The organism is Pseudoalteromonas sp. SR45-1, assembly GCF_014163655.1.
Taxonomy (GTDB): Bacteria; Pseudomonadota; Gammaproteobacteria; order Enterobacterales; family Alteromonadaceae; genus Pseudoalteromonas; species Pseudoalteromonas distincta.
The window spans coordinates 117,252-143,127 of the sequence record NZ_JACJDR010000011.1 but is presented as its reverse complement, the minus strand read 5'-3'; the positions used below and the strand labels follow the sequence as shown (position 1 = coordinate 143,127).

Below are 25,876 nucleotides of genomic sequence, written 5' to 3'. Positions count from 1 at the left end.
TAAGTACCATTTTTATATTATATGAGCTTTTTAATGAGTGCATTACTACGTCATACATCTTCTGGTATTCCTTTATCTTTTATTCTTAAAAACGAATTATCTGACTGGCAAGCACAGCAGCCTGCATTTATACAAAATTGGTTAACTAATACAGGTTTTGAAAAGCAAGGTATTGCTTTAATTCCTGATGCTAAAACGGGCGAGTTAAGCCAGGTATTTTGTCTAATGCAAAGCAGCGATGATTTTTGGGCTGCGGGTAATTTAGCAAATACACTTCCTACAGGTACTTATCAAATTCAAGGCGACAGCGCTTTTGTAGAGCAGGTTGCTTTAGGGTTTGTACTTGGTGGTTACGAATTTAGTGAATATAAAGAAAAGCCAACGGCAAAGGCGCAATTAGCCATTAGCGATAAAGCGTTATATGAACGCATTAGCCAACAAGCTGATGCCATTACACTTGCACGTGATTTAGTTAATACTCCAGCGGTAGATATGATGCCGCAACATTTATCGCAAGTTATGGAAGATTTAGCTGCAACTTACAATGGCGAATTTTCACAGTGGGTTGGCGATGAGTTACTAGAGCAAAACTACCCGACTATTCATATGGTGGGTCGTGCAAGCGAAAATAAACCGCGTTTACTTGATTTAAAATGGGGCGCGACAGATGCTCCATTAATTACGCTAGTCGGTAAGGGCGTATGTTTTGACTCAGGCGGACTTGATTTAAAACCAAGCTCTGGCATGCGTAACATGAAAAAAGATATGGGCGGCGCGGCGCACGTAATTGCACTAGCGCAGCTTATTATGGCAGCTAACTTACCAATTAGATTACGTGTACTTGTACCAGCGGTTGAAAATGCAGTATCGCGCAATGCATTTCGCCCAGGCGATGTTATTAAAACGCGCAAAGGTATTATGGTCGAAATTGATAATACCGACGCTGAAGGTCGCTTAGTATTATGTGATGCATTAAGCGAAGCGCAAAACGATAATCCTGAGCTAATTATTGATTTTGCTACTCTCACGGGTGCATGCCGTGTTGCACTGGGCACGGAGCTTCCGGGCTTTTTCTCAACAGAGCGCGATGTAGCAAATGGCATTATTGACGCCGGTTTAAGTGTACATGACCCTGTTTGGCAACTTCCGTTGTTTGAGCAATACAAAAGCTTACTAAAAAGTGATGTAGCCGATATGGCAAATTGCGCAAGCACACCGTTTGGTGGTGCTATTACCGCAGCGCTTTACTTAAAAGAATTTGTTGAACCAACAACACCGTGGGTACACTTTGATGTAATGGCATGGAACTTACGTGCATTACCAGGTCGTCCAACGGGTGGTGAAGCATTAGGTATTCGTGCGGTGTTTAATTACCTACAAAATCGTTTTAATAAGTAAGTTTTTGATTCAATAGTAAAAACTTGAGCTTTATGAGCTTTAAACCTCATAAAGCTCAAGTGGCAAGTTATCTGGATCGGCAAAAAAGGTAAACTTTTTGCCGGTTATTTCATCCACTCTAATATCCTCAACGTTTACATCGCACGACTCTAAATACGTTTTTGCAATCTGTACATCCGCTACCTTAAAAGCTAAATGTCTTAAGCCTTGTGCTTCGGGATAGCTGGGTCTTTCGGGCGAACCATCAAACGAAAATAGCTCTATTTGGCTACCATCGGGCATGGCTAAATCTAATTTATATGAATTACGATCAGCTCTAAAGTGCTCATTAATAACGTTAAGTTTAAGTACATTGCTATAAAAGTGTTTAGAACGTGCATAGTCACTACAAATTATAGCAGCGTGATGAATACCTAAAAGTTTCAAATTTAATTCCTTAAAAAGCAAAAACGCACTTAAATAAGTGCATTTTATATGTGGCTTACTACATGTTGTGTTAGCTAGGCTCGGCTTCTTTACATGCTTTAACGGCCGGTGCTACAAGCTCTAAACCAGTTTTATCACATGGTGGTAAAGCAGCATCGCTTACACTAATAGGCGTTACACGTTCGCCCCATTTTATGTAACTTGCAGCCCACGTAAGGCCTGCACCAAATGCTGCAGACATAATGTTTGAATGCGGTTTAATTAACCCTTGCTCAACCGCTTCACATAACGCAATAGCAATAGTCGCAGCAGAGGTATTACCATAGTCACCAATGTTAACCATTACTTTTTCGTCAGGTACTTTTAAGCGATGCTGAATAGCCTGAATAATACGTAAGTTAGCTTGGTGTGGAACGAGTACATTAATGTCGTCAAGGCTTAAGTTGGCCTGTTGCAGTACGTCGTCGCAGGCTTCACTCATACCTTTTACAGCACGTTTAAAAATTTCACGACCTTCAAATAATAAATCAGAAGGACCAATTGGCTCATACTTATTTAAATCGCTACCAAAGTTGGTGATGTGTAAAATATCGCGGTCTTCACTGTCACAACCGGTTTTGGTACCAAGTAAACCCGCTGGCGTATCGGCAGCTTCAAGTATTACTGCACCTGCGCCATCGCCAAATAAAACAGCGCTGTCGCGACGTGCCCAGTTTACGTACCAGGTCATACGCTCAGCGGCAATGACGACTGCTTTTTTAATCATACCCGCTTGAATTTGTGCTGTAGCAGCTTGCAACGCATATAAAAAGCCCGAACATGCCGCGTTTGTATCCATTGCGGCAGCGCCTGTTGCACCAATATTTTTTTGTACTTGTGAGGCGGTATTTGCCACAACAGTAGAAGGTGTACAGGTTGCTAATATCACTAAATCAATATCTTTAGGATCAATGCCTGCGCACGCAATAGCATGCTTAGCAGCAACGGTTGCCAGCTCAGCGGTACTTACATGACTCACTCGGCGAGATTTAATGCCAGTACGCGTGGTTATCCACTCGTCGGTGGTATCAACTATTTCACTAATTTCATCGTTGCTAATGCTTGCTGGTGGAATGCATTTACCCCAACCAGTGATATGTGCGTAAGGCATAGTATGTTCTCTTAAGGTGGTCTGACATGTGTTACTAATGGGGGAGTTATACCAAAAAACGGCTTTCAAGACTAGTTTATAGCATGCTTTGTATCGTAAATATTCGCAATTACAGATTATTTAAGGTAATGCTAGTATAAAAAAGGAGCAAGTATGAAAACAACACTAATAACAACATTCACTTCAATAACGCTGGCATTAATAACAAATGGGGCTTTTGCTCAACAGCATAAAATTATTTATGCGGGCAGTTTACTTGCATCCGAAGATCAAAAAGTAAAAACAGAGCAAACGTTAGTCATCACAGATAATACAATAACAGCCATTAAAAACGGCTACCTCACAAAAGCAGAACTTAACCTACCTGATGCCGATATTATCAATCTTAAAAATCAATTTGTAATGCCTGGTCTTATCGATATGCATGTTCACGTTACGTTTGAACGAGATGCTAAAGCAAACCCTCATCGCTGGGCTACAGAATATGATGCCGATTATGCTTTGCGTTCAATTAAATATTTACAACGTACGCTCGATGCGGGTTTTACATCAGTGCGTGATTTAGGTAGCGATCACAAAGTTATATTTCCGCTAAAACGCGCTATTGAGCGAAATGATATTAACGGCCCTCGCATTTTTGCAGCGGGTGATACAATATCGCCTACTGGTGGGCACGCAGATATGCATGGTTATCGAAAAGATATTACAGATGCGGTTACAGGCGGGATTGGTATTTGTAATGGCGCGGATGATTGTAGCCGTGCAGTACGCGAGGTAATTAAAAGTGGCGCTGATGTAATTAAAATTACTGCCACGGGTGGAGTACTAAGTAATACCGCTGCTGGGGTTAACCAACAACTTACAGATGCAGAGCTGATTGCAATTGTTGATACGGCTCACCACTTAGGACGTAAAGTTACAGCCCATGCACACGGTACACAAGGTATAAAAGCGGCCTTAAAAGCCGGTGTGGATTCTATTGAGCATGGCTCTTATTTAGATAAAGAGGCAATAAAGTTATTTAAAAAAACGGGGGCTTATTTAGTACCGACGCTTTTAGCGGGGGCAACGGTAAGTGAAGAGGTGCTTACAAACCCAAATATGCCACCGGCAATAGCCGACAAAGTGCGTGAAGTGACTCCAAAAATGCAGGCTTCGTTTAAACTTGCATTGAAAAACAAGGTTAATATAGCTTTTGGAACAGACTCTGGGGTGTCGCGTCATGGGCTTAATGCTAACGAATTTAGTTTAATGGTAAACAATGGTATGAGCGAAGCCCAAGCTATTAAATCAGCAACCATACATGCAGCTAAACTGCTGGGGCAAAGCGCACTCATTGGCGACTTGAGTGTTGGTAAACAAGCAGATATTATCAGTGTGAATGGCTCACCGCTTAAAAATATCGACGTACTTAAAAACGTGCAATTTGTTATGAAAGCTGGGCAAGTTTATAAACAATAGGGAAGGTTATGAGCAGCAAAATAAAAGTGTCGTTGTTTAATCATTTGATTGACGCTGAGCGCCAGTTACTAGACCCAGAAGTTCGCCAATCTGAGCGCGCATTAGATGCTTTACTCGATGATGAATTTATCGAAATTGCTGCCAATGGCACTACATTTAATAAATACCAAGTACTTACCCGCTTACCTACCGAGGTTGTGCCACAGTTTTATAATCAGCATTTTAAGGGCCGAATGCTGAGCGATGATGTAGTGCAACTTAGTTACCAAGCTGCTTTTAGGCGCTCTGCTCGCGCTGAGTTTAATTATTCATTGCGTATGTCGCTTTGGCGTAAAAGTAATGAACAATGGAAAATGGTGTTTCACCAAGGAACGCCTTGTGCGCCGTTTTCAATTTCGATGGATGATGATTAAAAATCATATAACCGTTAAAATAACCTTATTAAACATTTGATTGGGCAATAACCTGTTGTTAATGCGTACCGACCCCACCATTAGTCGATTATTAATGCTGCGAAGCGGCGCTATTGCCGTGCAATTAATTGCGGTACTTAGCGTTTATTTTTTACTAGAACATCAAATTGCATTACTGCCTTTACTTATTGTTATTGCCGTTGAGGCTGTGTTTCAGCTTATTAGCCTATTTGCTTATCGAAATGTAAGCCGTGCTAAACCTTTGGGTATGTTGATGCAGCTAACTGCAGACGTATTATTTTTAACGGTTTTACTATCGCTAAGCGGCGGTGCAACTAATGCATTTGTTTCGCTGTTATTGCTCCCGATAATGATAGCTGCTGTTACGCTGCGAGAAAAAGGATTAGCTTATATTGCGGTATTAGCCATTGCCGCATACAGTTTGCTACTTATAAAGATGCCCGATCACAGTATGCATCAAATGAATATGAGTGGTCATTTTATTGGCATGTGGGTTAATTTTGTTTTAAGTGCCAGCGTAATTGCACTTGTTATTGGCGCAATGAGCAGGGCACTTAAAGAGCGAGAGCGAATTATTGCAAACGTGCGTGAAAAACAATTGCGTAATGAACAGCTAGTTACCCTTGATGGGGCTGCTGCACAAATCACCCATCAACTAGCGACCCCAATTGCAAACTTACAGTTACTGTTTGAAGAGTTATTAGAAGAGCAACCAAACAACCCAATTGTTAAGCACATGCAAGCGCCGCTTACTCAGTGTAGTACGCAGCTTAACGACTTTAGAAAACTCTCAGAGCAATTACGCCTTAAAAATTCACAAGAGCATACCACCGTAAAGCAACTGCAAACGCAAATTACAGATACGCTTTTACTGCAATACCCTGATCAGTACATTAAATGGATTACGCCACCTATTGCGGCAACGCTATTGAGTGATGCGATGTTATTGCCTGCTATTTTAAATTTATTGCAAAACGCCTCGCTCGCTAATCAAAAACAAGGTAAAACTCAATTAGAGCTGAGTTGGCAGCAAGATAACTTACATAGCGAATGCGTTTATTTGTTAATTCGTGATTTTGGCCGTGGCTTTTCATCATCGCAATTAGTAGAGCTTGGCGGGCAACTTATGCCAAGCGATCAGGGAATGGGGCTTGCTGTGCTTTTATCAAATGTTACTTTTGAGCGTTTAAATGGCTCACTTACCTTGTTTAACCATGCAGATGGCGGCGCTGTCGCCAAAGTTAAACTCGCTATTGTAAACATTGAGAATAACGCCTCATGAAGTTACTTATAATTGAAGACGACATTAATTTAGCCAGCACACTGGCAAGGCGTTTAACTAAACAGGGCTTTACCTGTGAGGTGGCGCATAATCAAAGTGATGCGTTACTTACCGCGCGTAAACTATTGCCCGACTTTGTTTTATTAGACATGAAACTAGGTGACGACAACGGACTTGCACTCATAAAACCGCTGCGTAGTTTGCTCCCCCAAACTCATATTGTTTTACTAACTGGGTTTGCAAGTATAGCAACCGCAGTAGAGGCAATGCGGTTAGGTGCAAACGATTACCTTACTAAGCCGGTTGATATGGCAACATTATTAAAAGCGCTTAACACCGAGCCTGTGGCATTGGCATCGAATGTTATTGATGATGCGGTTATGTCGCCGGAGCGCTTAGAGTGGGAGCATATTCAACAAGTACTGCACAGCAATAATGGCAATGTGTCGGTTACCGCGCGGCAACTTAATATGCATAGGCGTACTTTGCAGCGCAAGTTACAAAAAAAACCGGTGCAGCAGTAATTTAGTACTTAATTTAAGGGAGGTGTTATGAGCGATGATGCAGCTATATTAATGCAAAATCAAAAAGTTATTTTATTTGATGCGCAATGTAAGCTGTGCAGCGCGTGGTGTAATTTTATTATTGCTCACGATAAAAATACTATTTTTAAATTATGCAGCGTGCAATCTCTAAAAGGGGAATTGCTGTTAACGCATTTTGGTTTTTCAACAACTGAATATGCCTCAATGGTGCTTGTTGAAAATGGTAAAGCATTTACACAAAGCCATGCTTTTTTTAATGTTGTTAAGCAGCTAGGTTACCCATACAAACTAGCAAACGTATTTAGTATTTTGCCAAATAGGTTTAATAATTGGTTATACGATAGGGTTGCTTTAAATAGGTATTCGTTATTTGGCAAATATCAGTATTGCAGAATACCCAACCCAGAGGACGCAAAACATTATTTATAATTGGCTAAGTTAACTTAGCTATAAGTAGATGCTAGGTTTAGGAGGCTGTGCTAAAATCGCCGCGTTTTAAATTATCAGGGCTTTGAAATGGCAAGTACAGCGCACGCACTCCACATATTGGTTAAACACAAAGAAATAGCAGAAGACATTATTAAGCAATTAGGTAAAGGTGCCAAGTTTCAAACCTTAGCTAAAAAATACTCGTCGTGCCCATCAGGTAAAAAAGGCGGTGACTTAGGTGAATTTAGACGCGGGCAAATGGTTCCACAGTTTGACAAAATAGCCTTTAATGGCGCAATTTTAGAGCCACATTTAGTTAAAACCAAATTTGGCTGGCATGTAATTAAAGTGCTTTATCGTACTTAATAAGCTCGCTGACAAATACTAAAAAGGCTGCACACTGCAGCCTTTAAGATATAATCTTATCCGATTATTAATTATCCAAATTAAACTCAATTGTCATTTCTAAGTTTTTATCAGGTACAGCAACACCATTAACAACTTTAGGTGAGTATTGCCATTTAGATAGGGCACGTTTGGCTTCGCTATTAAACACTTGATCAGGTTTAGCGTTAATAACTTTAATATTATTTGGGCGCCCATAACTATCTACATCAAAAGACATGGTAACAAAACCTTCTGTTTTGTTACGCACCTCTGCAACAGGGTATTTAGGGGGAACTGTTGATTTTACTGTTGCGGTAGGACTGTCTTGAAGTGGAGTTGTAGTACAGCCAGTAATGATTAGAGCGGCAATGATAGACAGTAAGTATTTCATTTTAATTCCTTTTATTATTTAGTTAGTAGCCTTTTTTTACACTAAATGACCAGTCATGTAAAATAACCTGGTTAGTTATCAAGCTCATTGTTTAACCTGAGTTAAGGTTATTTAATAAACATCCAGATACCCGCAGCAATCATAAACAGGTTTTCGGTTAGAGAGACAAACCCCAGCGGTACATTACTATCTCCGCCAACACAGGCACATTTAAGCTCTCGTTTGTCTATGTAAACAGCCTTAATCACCGACACGGCGCCAACCCCCCCAATAAATAAAGAAATTGGTGCAACAATATAAGCTGAAAGCCCTGCAATCATGCCAATACTTACAAATGCTTCTAAAAATGGATACACATAAGCATATCTCACTACTTTCATCGCAAATAAATCATAGGTTATAAAAGAATTACTAAAGCTGTATAAGTCGCGTAATTTTTGAATAGCCAGTACGCCCATTGTTAACGCGACAAACAGCATAACTGTATGCATAGAAAAAAGTGCAAAGCCAGTCGAGTAGCTAAATGCAAAGGCAAGCAATAAGGTAACAGCAAAAATGGCCGTTACGGGAGTATAAGTAGTACCTTGTTGGCCAGGCTCCGATTTATTAAAGTAAGTGCGCAGGTCGTCATACCCGCCAATGCGTTCGTTATCGATAAATGTTTGTGGTGTGGTATCAACATTGTGCTTTTGTTGAAATGCATCGGTTTCTTCGCGCGAAGTCAGCGGCTTATCATCTACCTTATAGCCCTTTCGCTTAAGTAAATCTTTTGATTTGAGTCCAAACGGACATATATGTTCATCGGTTGCCATTCTATATAATGTTGCTGACTTAGCCATGTGTACTCCTTACTTTAAATAGTTAATTTATTTGTGCAGACAGTACAAATGTAGGTTTCAACATTGTTGGTCGCTTTGAAAAAAGGGTCTAAATAAATGTAATTTTTACCTATCATTCGCACAAAATTATCTCACAGAGCATGTAATAATTTTCTTTGCTAATAATGCACTTATAATGCCAGTGTAAAAATCTATTCGTGTAATGTTAATTGTGGCAAAGGAACAAATAGTAGATATGTTCCTATATTAGAAATTAACCATAAGCAATATCAACTACCTATTATTATGAAAAATACAGTCACGTTAATAAAATCTAAAGGTGTAGGGATAGGAGCTATCGCTATATTAGCAGGGCTCGTTTTAGCGTTAGGGGAGATAATACTGCCAATTAGCTGCTTAGCCAGTTTGTATATAGTTTATAAATATTTTCGATTGGCTAGGGTTATTAAAATAAACTTAATAACAGAGCAGGTAACAATAAATAATAAATCCCTCATAGGCTTTTTAGAAATATCGATTAAGACTTTCGAAAATACGCATCGCTGCGCGTTAATAATTAAAAATACTGAGGAGGAAATACTCAAGTCAGGGGCGCTCTATTACTGCGCTAGTAAGGATTGCTTAATCAACTACAGCGGCGAATATGTGCATATTACAGTTGAGAACCAATAGGGCTAAAATGTGCAGTCTTATTTAGTTTTAAACTTGTCTTGTCCTGAAATGTGTAAACAGATTTCAGGACAAGACACTTTGAAAGAGATTGGTGACTATTTTCAATTGCACTATTCTCGTGTAAGTAAAATAGTGTCAAAAAGAAAGACCTGACCACCCTATTTACACAAGCCTTGGGCAACACTTTGCAAGCATTTGATAGTTATTCTGGTAACATTGAATTTCGTAAAGTGCAACAGAAGTTTCAAACTGGCAGTAGTTTAAAACCAACGTTTGACGTGACAAATTACACCATTGGAAGTATCAAGTTATGAGCCATTTAAAGTACCACAATGACCATTATAAATTAGTGAATTTGCAAAATGCTTTTCAAATTCATTTAGAACGCTATGAGGACAAATGGTTTCGTTACTTGGAGAAGGAACCATCATTTTACAAGGCACCTCAAGCACGGTTAAGTTCAGATGCAATGAGTTGTATACGTGTTAGCTTTACTGCACAAAAAGCAGAAAAAGGGCTTGAGGGCGTGCCTATTATGCGCTTTGGCCTAGATTTATTGCATGCGCATTATAATTTAGTGTCAAACCCCGGGCAGCGCCATATTTTTACTTTAAAAGATCACGTATTTCGCTTAGAAGGTCGTGCTGAACATCGCTTAATCATGGTTGATGATTGGTTACTGCAATTAAGTTTAGCCCTGTGTTTAAGAGATGCTGATGCGACTGAGCTAATCTGTCGATGCGAAGAAGATTGGTTGGAGTTTAACGAGCCGTTTAACGTTGCGCTGTTTAATTTTGTGCGCAATATTTTTGTACAAGATATGGACCAAACAGTGTTATTACGCGAGGTAAAGGAAAAATCAGGCCCTGAGCATGTTGATGAATTTAGAGCGCCTTATGTGAACATGCTTTTCTTGCCTTATTTGGATGTGTGGGTAGCGCTTTTATCAAACGATGAAGCTCATTATAAACGGGCAATCTACAAGGCTATTGAATTACATTATACATTCTACAATGACCCACCTGAGGGCGCAGTTACGTGGACAGGCGATGTAGCTCTGCTAATAAGCGCAGTGGCTAGCCTTGCCTATGATAAACATGGTTGGCAAGTGCCCGACACCCCTTACCTGCCAAAGTGGCTAATTTATAAAGAGTTTGAAAATGCTTAAATTAGCATTGTTTGGCTACGAGGCTGCATATTGCAGCCTTTAATTTTGCTAGCTAACTAAGCGTCTTGCTTAGCCTCTTCTTCACTAATTTGTTTTAGTGCCTGAATAAACGAGTCGCTTGGTTGTCCGCCACTGATTGCATATTTATCGTTGATAATAAATGTAGGGACTGAGGTAATACCGAGTTGCTTAAAGCGGTCTTGCTCTTGTCGTACTGTTTGAACGTATTTATCTGAGTGTAAAATACTGCGGGCCTGTTCTTTATCAAGGCCAACACTTTCTACTACATCAAGCAGTGCCTCTTCTTGATTTAAGTATTTTAAATCGGTGAAGTGTGCTTCAAACATGGCAAGCTTTAATTCGGTTTGCTTATCTTCTTCACGCGCCCAAGTAAGTAGGCGGTGTAAATCAAAGCTGTTGATCATGATGCGCTCACCATCAAAATTAAAGGTAAACCCGGCACGCTGACCTGCTTCGAACATGTTTTTACGATTTTCATCGCCTTGCTCTTCGCTTAGGTTGTACTTTTGCATTAGGTGCTCGTTTAAATTTTGACCTTCAAGCGGCATGTCAGGATTTAGCTCAAAAGGATGCCACGTAATATCTGCACTCATCTCGTCTTTAAGTTGCTCTAGTGCAGTTTCTAGGTTTTTATAACCCACTACACACCAAGGGCACATTACGTCTGAAACGATATCAATTTTAAAGTTTTTCATATTGAAAATAATAGGGTCAGGTCTTTCTTCTTGCGTTTTGTAGTAAAAGGCAAGATACAAGACCTGACCCAGCTGGTGTGCACGATTAATTACAGAAATAGAATCATATTTAGATTTTGCTTATAAACATAAAATTCAAATACCTCATGGAAGAGCTGGTGCACCTGGGCTTCATGCTGAAGTTCGATCAGTAAATAAAATATTAAAAGAAAACCCCACAGTTAGCTTTTCAGATATTTCGATTGCAACTGTGAGGTTAAAAGGCGATGACGCAGGAACAAATTTCCCTGCTTGTATGAATTGTTCTGGTATATTACAAAAGTTTGAAATTCTTACAGGAAGAGTTGATTAATGAAATGTGAAGCTCCACCACTTGTTGTGTTTGATGCGCTAGTGAATCAAGATAATACCTACTTTTTCAAAGGAGCGCCCTTTACGGGCGTGGCTATTTTCGCTGAAAGGGGGATTGTTGTTAGCAAAAAGCAATTTTTTAATGGTCAAATATTGGGTGATTACGATTTTCCTTTTATAGACATTAAAGGGCTTGAGCTTTTAGATGCAGCCATTGATCAAGAATGGGATGGAAATTTTCAGCTTGTTCACAAAGGCAAACCTTTCAATGGTGTTGTATATGAGACTGCTTACGGTTGGGTGTGTGATGTACGCTGCATCGTTAATGGATGGATTGCTGATGCAATAGCACAACACTTTCAAAAACATGATTGCTACTCTGAATTATTTTATGACGTTGGCCCTATTCAGTATGAATATGAATGGAATGAGCCTTCAGTGTTATCTTATTATGAAGCTAGGTTTCAATCAGAGGATAAAAGAAGTTTAAAGTTAGCTTTTAGTAAAGAAAACAGGCTTCGTGGTATATATATCTATAAAAGTATTGACGATATTTTTTGTTTGAATGCTGCTGTTGGTAATTCACCGCTAAAAATTACTAGCTTTAACGATATAAAAAAATTGCCTTCTGATAATGTTATAGAACTTAGCTTACAAGACGTAACGGATATAAAATTTACAGAATTACTGCCGTCGCTGTTAGAATTCCCAGTTAATACGCTTTTTGTCTCAAATATTAGCAGGAATATTTTATATGGGCTTAACAAACATGCTTGGCTGGAGCTAGAAGAACTAAACTTTCACCATTTAGTTAATTTAACGCTAGATGAAGTCATTGCTTTTCGAAATGATAATTTTAAGAAGGTAAATATTTCATACGAAAATAAAACTTATTAATGAGTATGTGAGACTTATGGTTTTTCATAAGTCTTTTCTCTATGTTCTTTTAAAGTTTTATTAACCAATTGGTCTGCTTGACGAGTGGTTTCTGGGAGTCGATATTTAGACGCTAGTTTTAATATCCACTCAACTGCAGTATCTAGTGATACTTTATGGCCAATGGATACATAAACAGGTTTGATATTATCTTGCGTACGTAGCACTTTGCCAATAATCTTGTTGTCATCTATTAAATCAGACGTTGAGCCACGGTGTTTTGCAAGTTCTTTAAACTCACCTAATAACTTGCTCTTGCCACAGCCTATGGTGGGTATATCTAAGGTGACACCTAAGATACAAGACCTGACCCTGCTGGTTTGTTGATAATTGGTTAGTGCAATTGAGTTTAGCGCTTTGCTTAAGAGATACTGATACGGCTAAGTTAATCTGTCGGTGCGAAGAAGATTGGTTGGAGTTTAACGAGCCGTTTAACGTTGCGCTGTTTAATTTTGTGCGCAATATTTTTGTACAAGATATGGACCAAACTGAGTTATTGCGTGAAGTAATGGAGAAATCAGGCCCTGAGCATGTTGATGAATTTAGAGCGCCTTATGTGAACAAGCTTTTCTTGCCTTATTTGGATGTTTGGGTAGCGCTTTTATCAAACGATGAAGCTCATTATAAACGGGCAATCTATAAGGCTATTGAATTACATTATACATTCTACAATGATCCACCAGAGGGCGCAGTTACGTGGGAAGGCGATGTAGCTCTGCTAATAAGCGCAGTGGCTAGCCTTGCCTATGATAAACATGGTTGGCAAGTGCCCGACACTCCCTACCTTCCAAAGTGGCTGATTTATAAAGAGTTTGAATATGCTTAAATCAGCCTCGTTTGGCTACGAGTTAATTGTATAAGGCGGATTGCGGTGTATAACCATTTATTTAAACTAGGCTAAGAGGCTGCATATTGCAGCCTTTAATTTTTCCTAGCTAACTAAGCTTCTTGCTTCGCTTCTTCTTCACTAATTTGTTTTAGTGCTTGAATGAATGAGTCGCTTGGTTGTCCGCCAGTAAGTGCATACTTATCGTTTATGATAAACGTAGGTACTGACGTAATACCCATCTGTTTAAAGTTGTCTTGCTCTTGGCGTACGTCTTGTACGTATTTGTCTGAATGTAGGATACCGCGCGCAGTTTCTTTATCAAGACCTACTTTTTCAACAACGTCGAGCAGTGCTTCTTCTTGATTTAAGTATTTTAAATCAGTGAAGTGCGCTTCAAAAAAGGCGAGTTTTAGCTTCGTTTGCTTACCTTCTTCACGTGCCCACATTAATAAACGATGCAAATCAAAGCTGTTGATCATGATGCGTTTGCCATCAAAATTAAAGGTAAACCCAGCACGCTGACCGGCTTCGAACATGTTTTTACGATTTTCGTCGCCTTGCTCTTCAGTTAGGTTGTACTTTTGCATTAAGTGTTCGTTTAAGTCTTGACCTTCAATTGGCATATCTGGATTTAGTTCAAAAGGATGCCACGTAATATCTGCGCTCATTTCGTCTTTGAGTTGCTCTAGTGCAGTTTCTAGGTTTTTATAACCCACTACACACCAAGGGCACATTACGTCTGAAACGATATCAATTTTAAAGTTTTTCATATTTATCCTTTTGAGGATTGCTTTGGTATAACAGGGGATATTGGGATGAACTGCACTTTATCAATACCAAACTAAAAAGAGCAGCTAAGCAGCTGCTCTTGAAGGTATTCAGTTTTAAGCGTTAAGCCCGAATGGGTCGTCAATACTATAACTTGGTTGTGTAAACCAATGAGGGCCGTTGTCGGTCATGTAAAAATGATCTTCTAAGCGTACGCCAAATTCATCGGGTATAACTAACATTGGTTCGTTACTAAAGCACATGCCTGGGGCAAGTGGGGTTTTATCACCGCCAACTAAGTATGGCCATTCATGAATGTCTAGCCCAATGCCGTGGCCAGTTCGGTGTGGGCAACCCGGTGTTTGGTATTGCGGGCCTAGCCCTTGCGCCGCTAAATAGTTACGGGCGCCCGCGTCTACGTCTTCGCACGTAGCACCAATTTTAGCTGCATTAAATGCCGCCATTTGCGCTGCTTTTTCATGATCCCAAAACATACGTTGGCGCATTGTTGGTTCGCCAAATACATAGGTACGGGTTATATCTGATAGGTAATCGTGTACTTTACAGCCGGTATCAATTAGTACCATATCGCCTTTTTTAAGTATTTGGGCATCTTTAACACCGTGCGGGAAAGACGTTGCAACACCAAATAAAACAATACAAAAATAGTTACCTGGCGCGCCTACTTTTTGGTGTGCTTTCTTAATAAAGGCTTCTACTTCGGTGGTGGTTATTCCCTCATAAAGCATACTTGCTGTGGCTTGATGTACGGCTAAGGTCATGTCCATCGCGCGTTGCATTAAGCTAAGTTCATGAACTGATTTATGCATACGGCAATGCGCCGTTACAGGTTGTGCATTTATGAGGGTTAAACCCGTTTGTGCTTTATTAATGCCGTCGAATATAAAAAATTGTGCGCTTTCATCAATGCCAATGGTTGCGTTTTCATTAATGTTTAACTTTTTTAATACTTCGACAAAAAGTGCATAAGGATTTTCGTGCTCTTGCCACCCATGAATAGGCCCATCTATTACTTTAAACCCGTTTAGTGAACCAATTTCGAAATAAGGCGCAATGTATTGTACTTCACCAAGGGCGGGTAATATCGCGCCAACCATACGTTCGCTCGCGTACCATTTCATGCCTGTAAAGTAGGTAAGGTTGGTGCCAGCGTTTAAATAAATTGCATCTATGTTGTTTGCTAGCATATACGCTTGAGCCTTGGCTATGCGCTCTAAATGTTCGTCAGCTGCGATAGGGGTCAGCGTTTGCGTCATGTTACTTAGGCTTGCCAGCGCTTGCTCGCTTGATTGTGTACCAATACCGATGGTGGTCATATTTTTCTCCTTGGATTTTTAGCTAGTGTGATTAATACCAAGGTAAAATTCAATGTTATGCGATAAGAGGCTATTAGTTTATAGCCTCTTAAAATGGCATATTATTTTTTAGCGTAAGGTAAACGCGTGAGTTTATTACTTGTGTGGTAGCTATCAAGCCCGGTTACTGCCACCGTTTCAATAGCCTGTAAATCTAAAAAGCCATCACTTTGAAGTGCTACTTCATCTAAATACACATCAGTGATTTCACCGATTACAAGCTCTGTGCCATTGATGGCTAAATGTTGGTTTTCTACAAATTTAACCGAGTACTTTAAGCGGCTTTCTTTAACAAAAGGCGCTGCAAAGTCATTTAAATATTCGGGCGTTAAACCTGTCGCTGCAAATTCTGACTCGCCTTTGTCGTAGCGGGCTGATGTTTGATGAGCTTGCTTATAAATAGCTTTATTAACCTGGTTAATGGTGTAACTACCGGTTTCGATTATGTTTTCGAACGTATGTCGAGGCACGCTATTTGGGCGCATTATCATGCCAACTAGCGGCGGGTGAGCACCTAAATGAATAACAGAGCTAACAATGGCGAGATTAGTATTGCCTTGTTTGTCTTGCGTGCCAATTAAGTTGGCGCTTTTAAAACCCGAAAGCGAATTAATTAAATGAGTACGAGTGTGTTTTTCAAGTGCGTTTATGCGTTCTTTAGTAAAATGCATTAAAGGTCCTTACCACGGTATGGTTTTGCCTTGCCAATCTAAGTAGGCAGGCTCACCATTGAGTTCTAAATGAAGGTTATTAAAAGTAAGTGTAAAAAGCTGCTTAGCTACAAATTCAGCTGTAAAGAGTTTTCCAGCGGGTACGTTTTTTTGAAATGGCTTTGAAAGCGCAGTATCAGTAGTCCCTGGGTGAAATAAAACGAGCTTGGTATTTTTAGCTCGGCGTGAAAGCTCAATCGCTGCGGTTTTAAATAGCATGTTAAGAGCTGCCTTAGAGGCGCGATACGTATACCAACCGCCTAATTTATTGTCGTTAATGCTGCCCACACGCGCACTGAGTGCTGTAATAGTACAGTGCGTTTTATGTGTTAAGAGCGGCAAAATACTCTGCAAGCAAAGTAGGGGAGTTAGGGTGTTTGAATTGAGAAGTTGGCTAAAATACTCAGCGTCTAAATCCTCCAGCTTTTTTTCGGGCATATGGGTTTCGTTGTGCAGTGTACCATTGAATATAATAACTTGTTGTATATCGGCATTTTGCTCTTTTAGGTAATTAGTGACGCGCACTAAACTTTGTTTTGTGTAGTCAGTATGCAGGTGGACAACACTAGAGTCAGATTCAATACTTTTTGAACTAATACAAACTATCTGATGAGTAGGCGTGTTTATTTGTAAATGTTCTATATATGCATTTGCTATGGCACTGCTTGCGCCGAATAAAACAATGGTTTTCATTTATCACCTTTTGCTTTTAGTCCACATTGGCCGTTACTGCACTGAGTATTTGGCATTAAAAAGCGACTGATGGGGTGCCTATATTTAGCAAATAACAGGTATCCGCAGTCAGCGAAAAAGCGAATTATTGGCAAGCGAAAAATTTTCAACCAGCTGTGTTTACCCACTATTTTCCATGCTTCGTACGTTACATCAAGCCCGTAAATCATTTCACCTGATTGCTTTTGGGCTTGCAGGTAGTTCATTGCTTTGTCTTTATCAATATACGAGTAGCGTTCACTAAAGTCGCTCGCGTTAAGATCTTCAAGCGTAATTAGATTTTTAGAGTCTGCGTGTTTTAGTTGCTGCATTTCGGTGCTGCAAAGAGGGCAGTTTCCATCGTAAAAAATGATCATGTAATCGCTTTGTGATTATTTTATATATACTTTTTTACGACAAGACATTGCAAATGGATCTATTAAATTTCTCTTCATGATGATATTAATAGTGTCCTACGAAACAAAGGAGAATGAGAAATGAGTGAACAATATGCCGCCTTGCGAGGTAATGTAAATTTACTTGGGCAATTACTAGGACAAACTATTAAGGATGCTCAAGGCCAAGCTATTTTAGATAAAGTAGAAGAAATTCGGGCTTTATCTAAATCATCTCGCAGTGGTAATGAAGACGACAGACAAGCGCTAATAGACGTTTTACATGCGCTTAGTGATGAAGAGCTTTTGCCGGTTGCCCGTTCATTTAATCATTTTTTAAACCTTGCTAATGTAGCAGAACAATTTCATACCGTTTCGCGTTTTAATGACGTTGGCCTTGGTCAACAAAACCCTCTCACTCAAACATTAAAAACGTTAGTTACAAAAGCAGAACAAGGCCAGCTAGATAGTAATCATTTGGCCGAAACACTCTCAAAACTCCACATAAACTTAGTATTAACCGCCCACCCAACCGAGGTGACGCGCCGTACTATTATTAACAAACATGTTGAACTAAGTGATTGCTTAGCGTCATTAGAGCGAAAAGATAACTTACCGCTAGAGAGAGATGCTATTTTAAATCGTATTGAACAGCTTATTAGCCAGGCTTGGCATACCGACGACATTCGTCGCTCTCGCCCAACGCCAGTTGATGAAGCTAAATGGGGTTATGCGGTAATCGAAAACAGTCTTTGGCACGCTGTTCCGCGTTTTTTACGTGAATTTTCAGCCAATGTGAAAGAGCAATTAAGTTTAGAGCTACCAAAAGATTACAGCCCGATTGAGTTCACATCTTGGATGGGTGGAGACCGTGATGGAAATCCATTTGTAACATCGCAGGTTACAGCAGAAGTGCTTGACCACGGTCGTTGGATGGCGCTTAACTTATATATTCAAGATTTAAAAACGTTATGCGCTGAACTCTCTATGTCAGATGCCAGTGATGAGCTTATTGAGTTGGCAGGTCAAGACTTTGAACCATACAGAGCGGTGATCAAAAAGCTTAAAAACCAAGTTGCAGAGACCGTGGCTCACCTGGGCGCTAAAATTAAAAATAAGCGTAGCGATTCACAAGATTTAATTACTGATATTAATCAGCTTAAGCACCCTGTAGAGGTTTGCTACCGCTCGTTATTAAAGTGTAATATGAAAGTAGTTGCTGATGGCTTATTGCTTGATTTACTGTACCGTATTAATAGCTTTGGCTTGCGTTTAGCTAAACTCGATGTGCGCCAAGACTCGTCTCGTCACAGCGATGTTTTTTCTGAGCTGACTCGTTATTTAGGTTTAGGCGACTACAACCAATGGCAAGAGCAAGATAAACAAGCTTTTTTACTTACTGAACTTAACTCTCGCAGACCGCTTATTCCAAAACATTGGCAACCAAGCCCTGATGTTCAAGAAGTGCTAGACACCTTTGACGTTATTGCTAAGCAAGACGAACAAACATTTGGCTTGTATATTATTTCGATGGCGCGAACAGCATCAGATATTTTAGCAGTACAATTATTGCTAAAAGAAAGCGGCTGTAGCTTTGATTTACCAGTTGCACCATTGTTTGAAACACTCGACGATTTAAACGCAGGCAGTGATGTAATTACTACATTACTTGATAATGTTTGGTATCGCGGGCACATTAAAAACACCCAAAATGTAATGATTGGTTACTCTGATTCTGCTAAAGATGCCGGCATGATGGCAGCAGGTTGGGCACAGTACGAAGCAATGGATAAACTAGTGCAGCTTGCTGATGAGCGTGGTATTGAACTTATTTTATTCCACGGACGTGGTGGCACAGTAGGGCGTGGTGGGGCACCTGCTGCACAAGCTCTGCATTCACAACCGCCAGGTTCGTTAAAAGGTGGTTTGCGTGTAACCGAGCAAGGCGAGATGATTCGCTTTAAATTTGGTTTACCCGATGTAGCACTGCAAAGCTTAAATATTTACGCAGGCGCAGTACTACAAAGTAACTTATTACCGCCGCCGGAACCAAAACCTCAGTGGCGCGAAGTAATGAAGCTAATAAGTGAGGAGTCGTGTGAACACTACCGTAATGTAGTTCGCCACGATGAAAACTTTGTACCTTACTTTAGAATGGCAACGCCTGAGCTTGAGTTGTCTAAGTTGCCGCTTGGCTCGCGTCCTGCAAAACGTAATCCTAATGGTGGCGTTGAAAGCCTGCGTGCTATTCCATGGATTTTTGCGTGGAGCCAAAACCGTTTAATGCTTCCTGCATGGTTAGGTGCGTTAACTGGCTTAAAAGCTGCGCTTAATAAGTACGGCGCAGAAACACTCAACGAAATGAGCTTACAGTGGCCGTTCTTTAGATCGCGCCTAGAAATGCTAGAAATGGTATTTAGTAAAGCCGATTGCTGGTTGAGTGAGCATTACGATAATGCGCTGGTGGAAGATATGTACAAACCATTGGGTGTAACACTTCGTAAAGAGCTTCAAGAAGCGATTAGCTTGGTGCAATCACTTAGCCCACAAAAAAGCCTACTCGCCGAACAACCTTGGATTAAGGAGTCGATTAGTTTACGTAATCCGTACACCGATCCACTTAACCTATTACAGGTTGAGCTTTTACGCCGTGCTCGCTCAGAGGAAAAACGAAACGAAGGTGACATTGATAATGCGTTAATGATCACGATGACAGGTATAGCTGCAGGTATGCGTAATACCGGCTAACACTTTATTTTGTTAGGTATACCTATTGGTATTAAAAGGGAGCACGCGATGTGCTCCCTTTTTTTGCGTTAAATAGGCTGGTATTTAACATCCTAACCTTTTAAACTACTTAGCCATTGAATAATTAAAAAATATTATGGCTTCAGCAACTTTTACTGTACAGCAAGATACAGCACTTACAAATTCGCACTTCACATTAAGCGTAGCGCAAACAGCGTCATTACGTAGTCAATTAAAATCACAACGTGGCATATTAAATTCTAATAATATTAAAGCGTTATGCGCGCAACTCAATGTGTCTGATGATGTATTACTACAAGGTTTAGTACCTTTAGCTTCTGAGTATGCCGTTGCGCCAGTGTCAGATTTTCATGTAGGCGCAATTGTTAAAGCGCTTGATGAAAAGGGTGAGGTAAACTTTTACTTTGGTGCGAATGTAGAGTTTGATCATCAAGCATTGAGTTTAGTGGTTCATGCAGAGCAATCGGCTATAAATAACGCATGGTTAAACGGCGCTAAAAAAATAGTTAAAATTGCGATTAGCGATGCGCCTTGTGGGTATTGTCGCCAGTTTATGAACGAACTAGCTGATGCGAAAGAGTTTGATATTTTACTTCCTGATCAGCAATTTAAACTTGCTGAATTACTGCCGCATTCATTTGGACCTACCGATTTAGGTAACGAATTTAGCTTGTTTAACCCAAAACCACAGCAAGGTAATTTTAGCTTTGATGGCCTTGATGAAACCCTTGCGCGTTTTGCACTTAATGCGTACGTGCCTTACAGCCAAAACTTTAGCGCCGTAAAAATAAGTACATTTAGTGATGGTGATTTTTACGGAAGTTACGCCGAAAATGCAGCTTACAGTCCAAGTTTATCGCCACTACAAAGTGCACTAAGTCAGTTCTTTTTAGCTGGGCTTAGCTTTAACGAAAGTACGGTGAAGGGAATAACATTGCTCGAAACAGCGGGTCGTGAAAACCAGTCGCAAGTGGCAAAAGCTGTACTTGCCAGTTTTACGCATTTACCAGCACTTAAAGTAATTAGCGCACCACTTAAATAGTGGCTTGCATACAATAAAGCACAGCCGGAGCTGTGCTTTATTAAAGCGAGCCATTCTATCGAATTAACTCACTCACTGACTGCTATAACCTGTATTAATCAAGTAATACTTTAGCTGCTTCTAATACTACTGCTACAGATTTACGCTCAATTTCACCGTGGTCTACATTTGGTATTTCTTGGCGAGTACGATTAACAAGTACGCCTGCTACACATGCTGCTTGTAATCCAAGGGCTGCACACATAGTAAATAATGTTGCCGATTCCATTTCGTAGTTCATCACGCCCAATTTTTTCCACTCTTCGCAGCTACCTTGTAGTGATTTAGGAACGTAACCAGAGTGCGTATCGTAACGCTCTTGCCCTGGGTAGAATGTATCGCTTGATGCAGTAATACCAATATGAAAATCGATATTTAGGTTTTTACATGCTTGTACCATAGCTTGTGTTGCATAAAAGTCAGATACAGCAGGGTAGCTAAGTGGTGCAAAATGTTGGCTTGCACCGTCTAAACGTACAGACGCTTGGCTAATTAAAATTTCGCCTTCGTTAATGTGTGGCTGAATTGCACCGGTTGTACCAATACGTAAAAATTTACGCACGCCAAGTTGTGCTAATTCTTCTACTGCAATCGACGTAGATGGACCACCAATACCTGTAGAACATACAACCACAGAGTGGCCGTTTAATTGACCTAAATAAACATGAAACTCGCGAGTTTGAGCAAGGCAGGTTGGGTTGTCTAGGAATTGTGAAATACGTGCTGCACGATCTGGATCGCCCGGTACAATCGCAAGTTTTGCACCTTTAAGATCGTCAATACATAGTCCTAAGTGAAATACCTTTTCCATAGCTAAGCCTTTTATAATAATTTGTTGTCAATCTAGCATGATTGCTAGAAACGTTTATCAAGTACAGGACGATTGTCCGTTTTATCTTAACTCTTCCAATAAAGCCTTAATAATTTTAAGGGCTAATTTGATTTATTCACCAACTATGAATATTCACTCAAGTACTTATATACGTAGCCTTGTTGCGCTGTTGACATGTTCAAGCAGACATAATAAGTATCACTCAAGCGCGTAACTACGATTAAATGAATGATTACAAATTTTCATTAATATCAAATAAATTCAATGATTTAATCTTGTAGTGAAGACGTAAAAACTAACGTGTTTACTTATATTAAGCACTGACTTATTTAGCAAAGTGGCATTTATTTGAAGTTTAGGCATTTTTAGTGATTTTGCATAACTAATCAAAAGTAATTAGCTACGTACAGAATAAAAACCGAAGGAGTTTATTATGAGCACACAATTTGAAGCATTTAAAAACAAAGTTGAGCACTGTTTGTGCGCACCGGGCGATGGCGTATACACAGTAAATACTGCAAAAGAGCGCAAAGCCGCACTGCGTAATAAACTTTACGGACAAACTGAAAACGTTGATAACTTGTGGCGCGAGTCTTTAAACGAATTACCAAACTCACCACATAAAGCCGTTATGTTAGGTATTAGTTCAGACTGTGGCGGTGGGATATTACGCGGCGCAAACTGGGGGCCACTGTTTGTACGCTCAGCATTAATTGATCAGCAACCGCAGTGTCATTCGTTTGATTTGGGTGATGTACGTGTGATCCCACATTTACTTCATGACAAATACCTAAATGATGCAACCATTTCTAATTGCCAAAAAGCCTTATATGGTGATGAAGATAACGACTATTACGTAAGCCCGTTATCAATCACTGAGGATGTATGCGACAGTTTTTACGCAACGTTTAAAGATAAGGGATTATTTGGTATTGGTGGCGATCACTCAATTAGTTACCCACTTACTAAAGCGTACTTAAAAGCAAAACGTGAGCAAGGTAAGCGCACGGCTATTATTCACTTTGACGCGCATACCGATTTACTTGTGGAGCGCTTAGGTATTGATTTATGTTTTGGCTCGTGGTGTACACATATATTAGAGTTTTTACCGGCGCCGCATCATTTAATACAATTTGGTATACGCTCAAGTGGCAAGCCTAAAGCGCATTGGGAAAATACTTTTGGTGTTAAACAGCACTGGGCACATGAAATCATTGAACGCGGCGCAGCAGCGGTTGCTGCCGACGCTATTGCACAGTTAAAAGCCGATAACGTTGATGAAATATACGTAAGCTTTGATATTGATGCACTTGATGCAGAGTTTGCATCTGCCACAGGTACGCCAGAGCATCACGGTTTAACGCCTCAGCATGCGCTTGATATTTTATCAGCCATTGCGGATGAGTTTCCTATTACGGGTGCAGATATGATGGAGATAGCGCCATTTACCGACAGCTCTTTAGTTGGCCAATCAAGCTCAGAAACGACACTTAGAGAAGGCGCTAAAATTTCAGCCTTTTTAATTAGTGCAATGAACAAGTAAGCTGTAGAAGCTATAAATACTAGCACTATCAGCGTATAAGTGTGCATCACATGACTAAAAACTAGCAGTTCATAAAGCCTCAGCTATATTTATTAAATACATATAATGAGTTAGTTGAGGCCTCGCTAGATGAAATTGTTGATCTTTTTATTGTTCATTAGCTGTATTAAAGTTGATGCAGCTGAAATTACAATAGTAACGGAAGTATTTCCGGACTTTCAGTATATTAATGAAGATAACAAACTCGTTGGCCGCTCTGTCGAAAAAGTTCATAAAGCGCTAGAAGGTACAGGTATAAACTACACTATGTTGGCGCATAGTTGGGCCATATCCTACAATGCAGCGCTACGCGATAAAAACACCTGTATATTTTCGATTGTTCGATTACCTAATAGAGAAAGTAAGTTTAACTGGGTAGGCGAACTGGAAAGCTTTGACTCTGCCATTTATGGTCTAAAATCCAGAGGTATAAAGTTAAACACACTCAATGATGCTAAAAAATACAAAATAGCAGTACTGCGTGATAACTTTAGTCATCATTATTTGCTTGAAAGGGGCTTTAGTGAAAGCAAGCATTTATTACTCATCGATAGCCTAGATAAAATAGATAAACTCATAAGCACTCGTCACCATATACTTGATTTTGTTATCCTCAACAAAAAGCAATTTAACTATCGAGTTAAAACAGAGCCTAAGCTTGAGTTACTAGAACCATTACTTGATTTAAACACAACTCAGTCTCCGTTATTTTTTGCCTGTAATATAAATATGGATCCGGCTTTAGTTTCTCAATTAAAAGTTGCCTTTAATAAAATTTAAGCACTTTAAACTCACTGTTTTACCTCTTAAATAATTGAAAATTAATAGCTTAAATATATTTCGTAAATATAAATTGCTGCGTTTAAAAAACCGATTATAATCCAGCTGCTTTTTGTTTAAAAAAGCGCTAACTTATTGGAGCGTTAAATGGGTGATTTAATCGGGATTAGCTTATTGATCTTGATCAGTGCGTTGTTTGCTATGTCAGAAATAGCAATTGCAGCGTCGCGTAAAATAAAACTGCGGGTAATGGCAGATGAAGGAAATATAAAAGCAGCAGCGGTATTAAAGCTACAAGAAAATCCAGGGGCTTTTTTTGCCATGATCCAAATTGCACTCAACGCGATTGCGATTTTGGGTGGTATTGTGGGCGAGCAGGCTTTATCGCCTTATGTTGAAAGTGTTTTAGTGCTTTTTTATCAAGGTGCACACTTAGAAAAAATTAGCTTTTTATTCTCATTTTTTACTATTACATCTCTGTTTATCTTGTTCGCCGATTTAATGCCAAAACGTTTAGCGATGATCATGCCAGAAGCTGTCGCTGTTAGAGTCGTTACAATAATGCGCTGGGTAACCTTTGCCTTAACTCCGCTAGTGATGTTTTTTAATGGGGTAACTAACTTTGTGCTGCGCTTATTTAAAGTGCCCGCTGAGCGAGAAGACAACGTTACAACTGAGGACATTGTTGCCATGATGGAAGCGGGTGCTGCATATGGTAGTTTGCAAAAGCAAGAGTATGAACTCATTGGTAATGTGTTTGACCTAGAAGCGCGGTTTTTATCAAGCGTAATGACGCCACGCGACCAAATTGTCTATTTTGATTTAAACGAATCTAGCCATGATATTGCGACCAAAATTATTGACCACCCTCATAATCACTTTTTAGTAGTGTCAGGAAATTTAGATAAATTGCATGGCTCTGTTGAATCTAAAGATATTTTACGACAAGTACTAAAAGGCGAAGCCGCCAATATAAACGATGAGCTGATTGATAAAGATGTTTTTTACTTACCGGAAACATTAAGCCTATCAGAAGCCTTAAATGCGTTTAAAAGCGCAGCAAAGCCATTTGCTGTTGTCGTAAACGAATACGCGCTTTCGGTAGGTATTGTAACGGTAAAAGACTTAATGAAAGGGTTTATGGGGGATTTAATTACTCATCAAGGTGATGAATTAATTATAGAGCGCGATAAAAATTCATGGCTTGTAGATGGGTTAACTCCAATTACCGATTTAGCAAAGGTACTTGATATAGAAGAATTTCCAGATCAGATGCACTATGAAACTGTCGCTGGATTTTTAATTTACAGTATGAAGCGAATCCCTAAACGTGCAGAGCATTTAACTTTTTCAGGCTTTAAGTTTGAAGTTGTTGATGTAGAGGGCATTAGGGTAGAGCAGTTGTTAGTTTCAAGAGTTATTAATCCACAGAACGACAACCCCCTTTAAAAAAGTAAG

General features: G+C 39.8%; 28 protein-coding genes. 16 read left to right on the top strand and 12 right to left on the bottom strand.

What is annotated here, in order from left to right; genetic code table 11:
* The first annotated feature begins 33 nt into the window (after positions 1-33).
* A complete protein-coding gene (locus H5089_RS12900; RefSeq protein WP_182712351.1) occupies positions 34-1,398 on the top strand; it encodes a M17 family metallopeptidase in 1,365 nt (454 codons plus the stop codon).
* A gap of 39 nt (positions 1,399-1,437) precedes the next feature.
* Here H5089_RS12900 and H5089_RS12895 read toward each other — a convergent pair whose 3' ends face one another.
* Both H5089_RS12895 and H5089_RS12890 read right to left on the bottom strand, forming a co-directional pair.
* Complete coding sequence (locus H5089_RS12895) at positions 1,438-1,824, bottom strand: VOC family protein (RefSeq protein ID WP_182681582.1); 387 nt, start codon at positions 1,822-1,824, stop codon at positions 1,438-1,440.
* 70 nt (positions 1,825-1,894) lie between these two features.
* A complete protein-coding gene (locus H5089_RS12890; RefSeq protein ID WP_182712350.1) occupies positions 1,895-2,974 on the bottom strand; it encodes a ketoacyl-ACP synthase III in 1,080 nt (359 codons plus the stop codon).
* Positions 2,975-3,127: 153 nt separating this feature from the next.
* On the opposite strand from H5089_RS12890, the gene H5089_RS12885 reads away from it, so the two are divergent.
* The 6 genes from H5089_RS12885 (at position 3,128) to H5089_RS12860 (ending at position 7,491) form a co-directional block, all read left to right on the top strand.
* Positions 3,128-4,435, top strand: a complete 1,308-nt coding sequence (locus H5089_RS12885; RefSeq protein ID WP_182712349.1) for an amidohydrolase family protein — start codon at positions 3,128-3,130, stop codon at positions 4,433-4,435.
* Positions 4,436-4,443: 8 nt separating this feature from the next.
* The gene (locus tag H5089_RS12880; protein WP_024595765.1) at positions 4,444-4,848 is read left to right on the top strand and encodes a DUF4440 domain-containing protein; all 405 of its coding nucleotides are present in this window, start codon (positions 4,444-4,446) and stop codon (positions 4,846-4,848) included.
* A 61-nt stretch (positions 4,849-4,909) separates the two neighbouring features.
* The gene (locus H5089_RS12875; protein WP_182712348.1) at positions 4,910-6,151 is read left to right on the top strand and encodes a sensor histidine kinase; all 1,242 of its coding nucleotides are present in this window, start codon (positions 4,910-4,912) and stop codon (positions 6,149-6,151) included.
* Positions 6,148-6,675, top strand: coding sequence for a response regulator transcription factor (locus tag H5089_RS12870; RefSeq protein ID WP_165742557.1), 528 nt, complete (start codon positions 6,148-6,150; stop codon positions 6,673-6,675). The genes H5089_RS12875 and H5089_RS12870 overlap by 4 nt, the downstream gene beginning before the upstream one ends.
* 27 nt (positions 6,676-6,702) lie before the next feature.
* The gene (locus H5089_RS12865; protein WP_165742556.1) at positions 6,703-7,125 is read left to right on the top strand and encodes a thiol-disulfide oxidoreductase DCC family protein; all 423 of its coding nucleotides are present in this window, start codon (positions 6,703-6,705) and stop codon (positions 7,123-7,125) included.
* Positions 7,126-7,212: 87 nt separating this feature from the next.
* Positions 7,213-7,491: a peptidylprolyl isomerase gene (locus H5089_RS12860; protein ID WP_004588770.1), complete on the top strand. Its 279-nt coding sequence runs from the start codon at positions 7,213-7,215 to the stop codon at positions 7,489-7,491.
* Positions 7,492-7,558: 67 nt separating this feature from the next.
* On the opposite strand, the gene H5089_RS12855 is transcribed toward H5089_RS12860, so the two are convergent.
* Positions 7,559-7,903 carry a TonB family protein gene (locus tag H5089_RS12855; RefSeq protein WP_165742555.1) on the bottom strand — a complete coding sequence of 115 codons (345 nt, stop codon included), beginning with the start codon at positions 7,901-7,903 and terminating at the stop codon, positions 7,559-7,561.
* Positions 7,904-8,010: 107 nt separating this feature from the next.
* Positions 8,011-8,742 (bottom strand): MauE/DoxX family redox-associated membrane protein, encoded by a 732-nt coding sequence (locus H5089_RS12850; protein WP_154902917.1) that lies wholly within the window; start codon positions 8,740-8,742, stop codon positions 8,011-8,013.
* 982 nt (positions 8,743-9,724) lie between these two features.
* On the opposite strand from H5089_RS12850, the gene H5089_RS12845 reads away from it, so the two are divergent.
* Positions 9,725-10,582, top strand: a complete 858-nt coding sequence (locus H5089_RS12845) for an immunity 49 family protein (protein WP_182712347.1) — start codon at positions 9,725-9,727, stop codon at positions 10,580-10,582.
* A gap of 56 nt (positions 10,583-10,638) precedes the next feature.
* Here H5089_RS12845 and H5089_RS12840 read toward each other — a convergent pair whose 3' ends face one another.
* Positions 10,639-11,298, bottom strand: coding sequence for a DsbA family oxidoreductase (locus H5089_RS12840; RefSeq protein ID WP_182712346.1), 660 nt, complete (start codon positions 11,296-11,298; stop codon positions 10,639-10,641).
* Between the two features lie 88 nt (positions 11,299-11,386).
* Here H5089_RS12840 and H5089_RS20490 point away from each other — a divergent pair, with 88 nt between their 5' ends.
* Positions 11,387-11,650 (top strand): YwqJ-related putative deaminase, encoded by a 264-nt coding sequence (locus H5089_RS20490; protein ID WP_182194830.1) that lies wholly within the window; start codon positions 11,387-11,389, stop codon positions 11,648-11,650.
* Positions 11,650-12,546 carry a hypothetical protein gene (locus tag H5089_RS12830; RefSeq protein ID WP_182712345.1) on the top strand — a complete coding sequence of 299 codons (897 nt, stop codon included), beginning with the start codon at positions 11,650-11,652 and terminating at the stop codon, positions 12,544-12,546. The genes H5089_RS20490 and H5089_RS12830 overlap by 1 nt, the downstream gene beginning before the upstream one ends.
* A gap of 14 nt (positions 12,547-12,560) precedes the next feature.
* Here the strand turns inward: H5089_RS12830 and H5089_RS12825 are convergent, their stop codons facing one another.
* The gene (locus tag H5089_RS12825; protein ID WP_310735810.1) at positions 12,561-12,884 is read right to left on the bottom strand and encodes an endonuclease V; all 324 of its coding nucleotides are present in this window, start codon (positions 12,882-12,884) and stop codon (positions 12,561-12,563) included.
* A gap of 38 nt (positions 12,885-12,922) precedes the next feature.
* Here H5089_RS12825 and H5089_RS12820 point away from each other — a divergent pair, with 38 nt between their 5' ends.
* Positions 12,923-13,411, top strand: a complete 489-nt coding sequence (locus H5089_RS12820; RefSeq protein ID WP_310734701.1) for an immunity 49 family protein — start codon at positions 12,923-12,925, stop codon at positions 13,409-13,411.
* A 113-nt stretch (positions 13,412-13,524) separates the two neighbouring features.
* Here H5089_RS12820 and H5089_RS12815 read toward each other — a convergent pair whose 3' ends face one another.
* From H5089_RS12815 to H5089_RS12795, 5 genes are all read right to left on the bottom strand, one after another.
* Positions 13,525-14,184: a DsbA family oxidoreductase gene (locus H5089_RS12815; protein WP_182712344.1), complete on the bottom strand. Its 660-nt coding sequence runs from the start codon at positions 14,182-14,184 to the stop codon at positions 13,525-13,527.
* Positions 14,185-14,298: 114 nt separating this feature from the next.
* The gene (locus H5089_RS12810) at positions 14,299-15,519 is read right to left on the bottom strand and encodes a Xaa-Pro peptidase family protein (protein ID WP_182695192.1); all 1,221 of its coding nucleotides are present in this window, start codon (positions 15,517-15,519) and stop codon (positions 14,299-14,301) included.
* A 101-nt stretch (positions 15,520-15,620) separates the two neighbouring features.
* Positions 15,621-16,229: a flavin reductase family protein gene (locus tag H5089_RS12805; RefSeq protein WP_007375568.1), complete on the bottom strand. Its 609-nt coding sequence runs from the start codon at positions 16,227-16,229 to the stop codon at positions 15,621-15,623.
* A 9-nt stretch (positions 16,230-16,238) separates the two neighbouring features.
* Entirely contained in the window at positions 16,239-16,961 is a 723-nt protein-coding gene (locus H5089_RS12800) for an SDR family NAD(P)-dependent oxidoreductase (protein ID WP_182681591.1), read from the bottom strand.
* Positions 16,958-17,356 (bottom strand): thiol-disulfide oxidoreductase DCC family protein, encoded by a 399-nt coding sequence (locus H5089_RS12795; protein ID WP_024594554.1) that lies wholly within the window; start codon positions 17,354-17,356, stop codon positions 16,958-16,960. Before H5089_RS12795 ends, H5089_RS12800 begins: the two co-directional genes overlap by 4 nt.
* Positions 17,357-17,476: 120 nt before the next feature.
* Here H5089_RS12795 and ppc point away from each other — a divergent pair, with 120 nt between their 5' ends.
* A complete protein-coding gene (ppc, locus tag H5089_RS12790) occupies positions 17,477-20,122 on the top strand; it encodes a phosphoenolpyruvate carboxylase (protein WP_002959021.1) in 2,646 nt (881 codons plus the stop codon).
* 136 nt (positions 20,123-20,258) lie between these two features.
* Positions 20,259-21,185: a cytidine deaminase gene (gene cdd, locus H5089_RS12785; protein ID WP_182712343.1), complete on the top strand. Its 927-nt coding sequence runs from the start codon at positions 20,259-20,261 to the stop codon at positions 21,183-21,185.
* A 94-nt stretch (positions 21,186-21,279) separates the two neighbouring features.
* On the opposite strand, the gene udp is transcribed toward cdd, so the two are convergent.
* Positions 21,280-22,035 carry a uridine phosphorylase gene (udp, locus tag H5089_RS12780; protein WP_182712342.1) on the bottom strand — a complete coding sequence of 252 codons (756 nt, stop codon included), beginning with the start codon at positions 22,033-22,035 and terminating at the stop codon, positions 21,280-21,282.
* A 454-nt stretch (positions 22,036-22,489) separates the two neighbouring features.
* Between udp and H5089_RS12775 the strand changes: the two genes are divergently transcribed.
* From H5089_RS12775 to H5089_RS12765, 3 genes are all read left to right on the top strand, one after another.
* The gene (locus H5089_RS12775) at positions 22,490-23,599 is read left to right on the top strand and encodes an arginase family protein (protein WP_024605708.1); all 1,110 of its coding nucleotides are present in this window, start codon (positions 22,490-22,492) and stop codon (positions 23,597-23,599) included.
* 129 nt (positions 23,600-23,728) lie between these two features.
* The gene (locus H5089_RS12770) at positions 23,729-24,418 is read left to right on the top strand and encodes a transporter substrate-binding domain-containing protein (protein WP_002959026.1); all 690 of its coding nucleotides are present in this window, start codon (positions 23,729-23,731) and stop codon (positions 24,416-24,418) included.
* 147 nt (positions 24,419-24,565) lie between these two features.
* Positions 24,566-25,867 carry a hemolysin family protein gene (locus H5089_RS12765; RefSeq protein WP_002959027.1) on the top strand — a complete coding sequence of 434 codons (1,302 nt, stop codon included), beginning with the start codon at positions 24,566-24,568 and terminating at the stop codon, positions 25,865-25,867.
* The last annotated feature ends 9 nt before the right edge of the window (positions 25,868-25,876 follow it).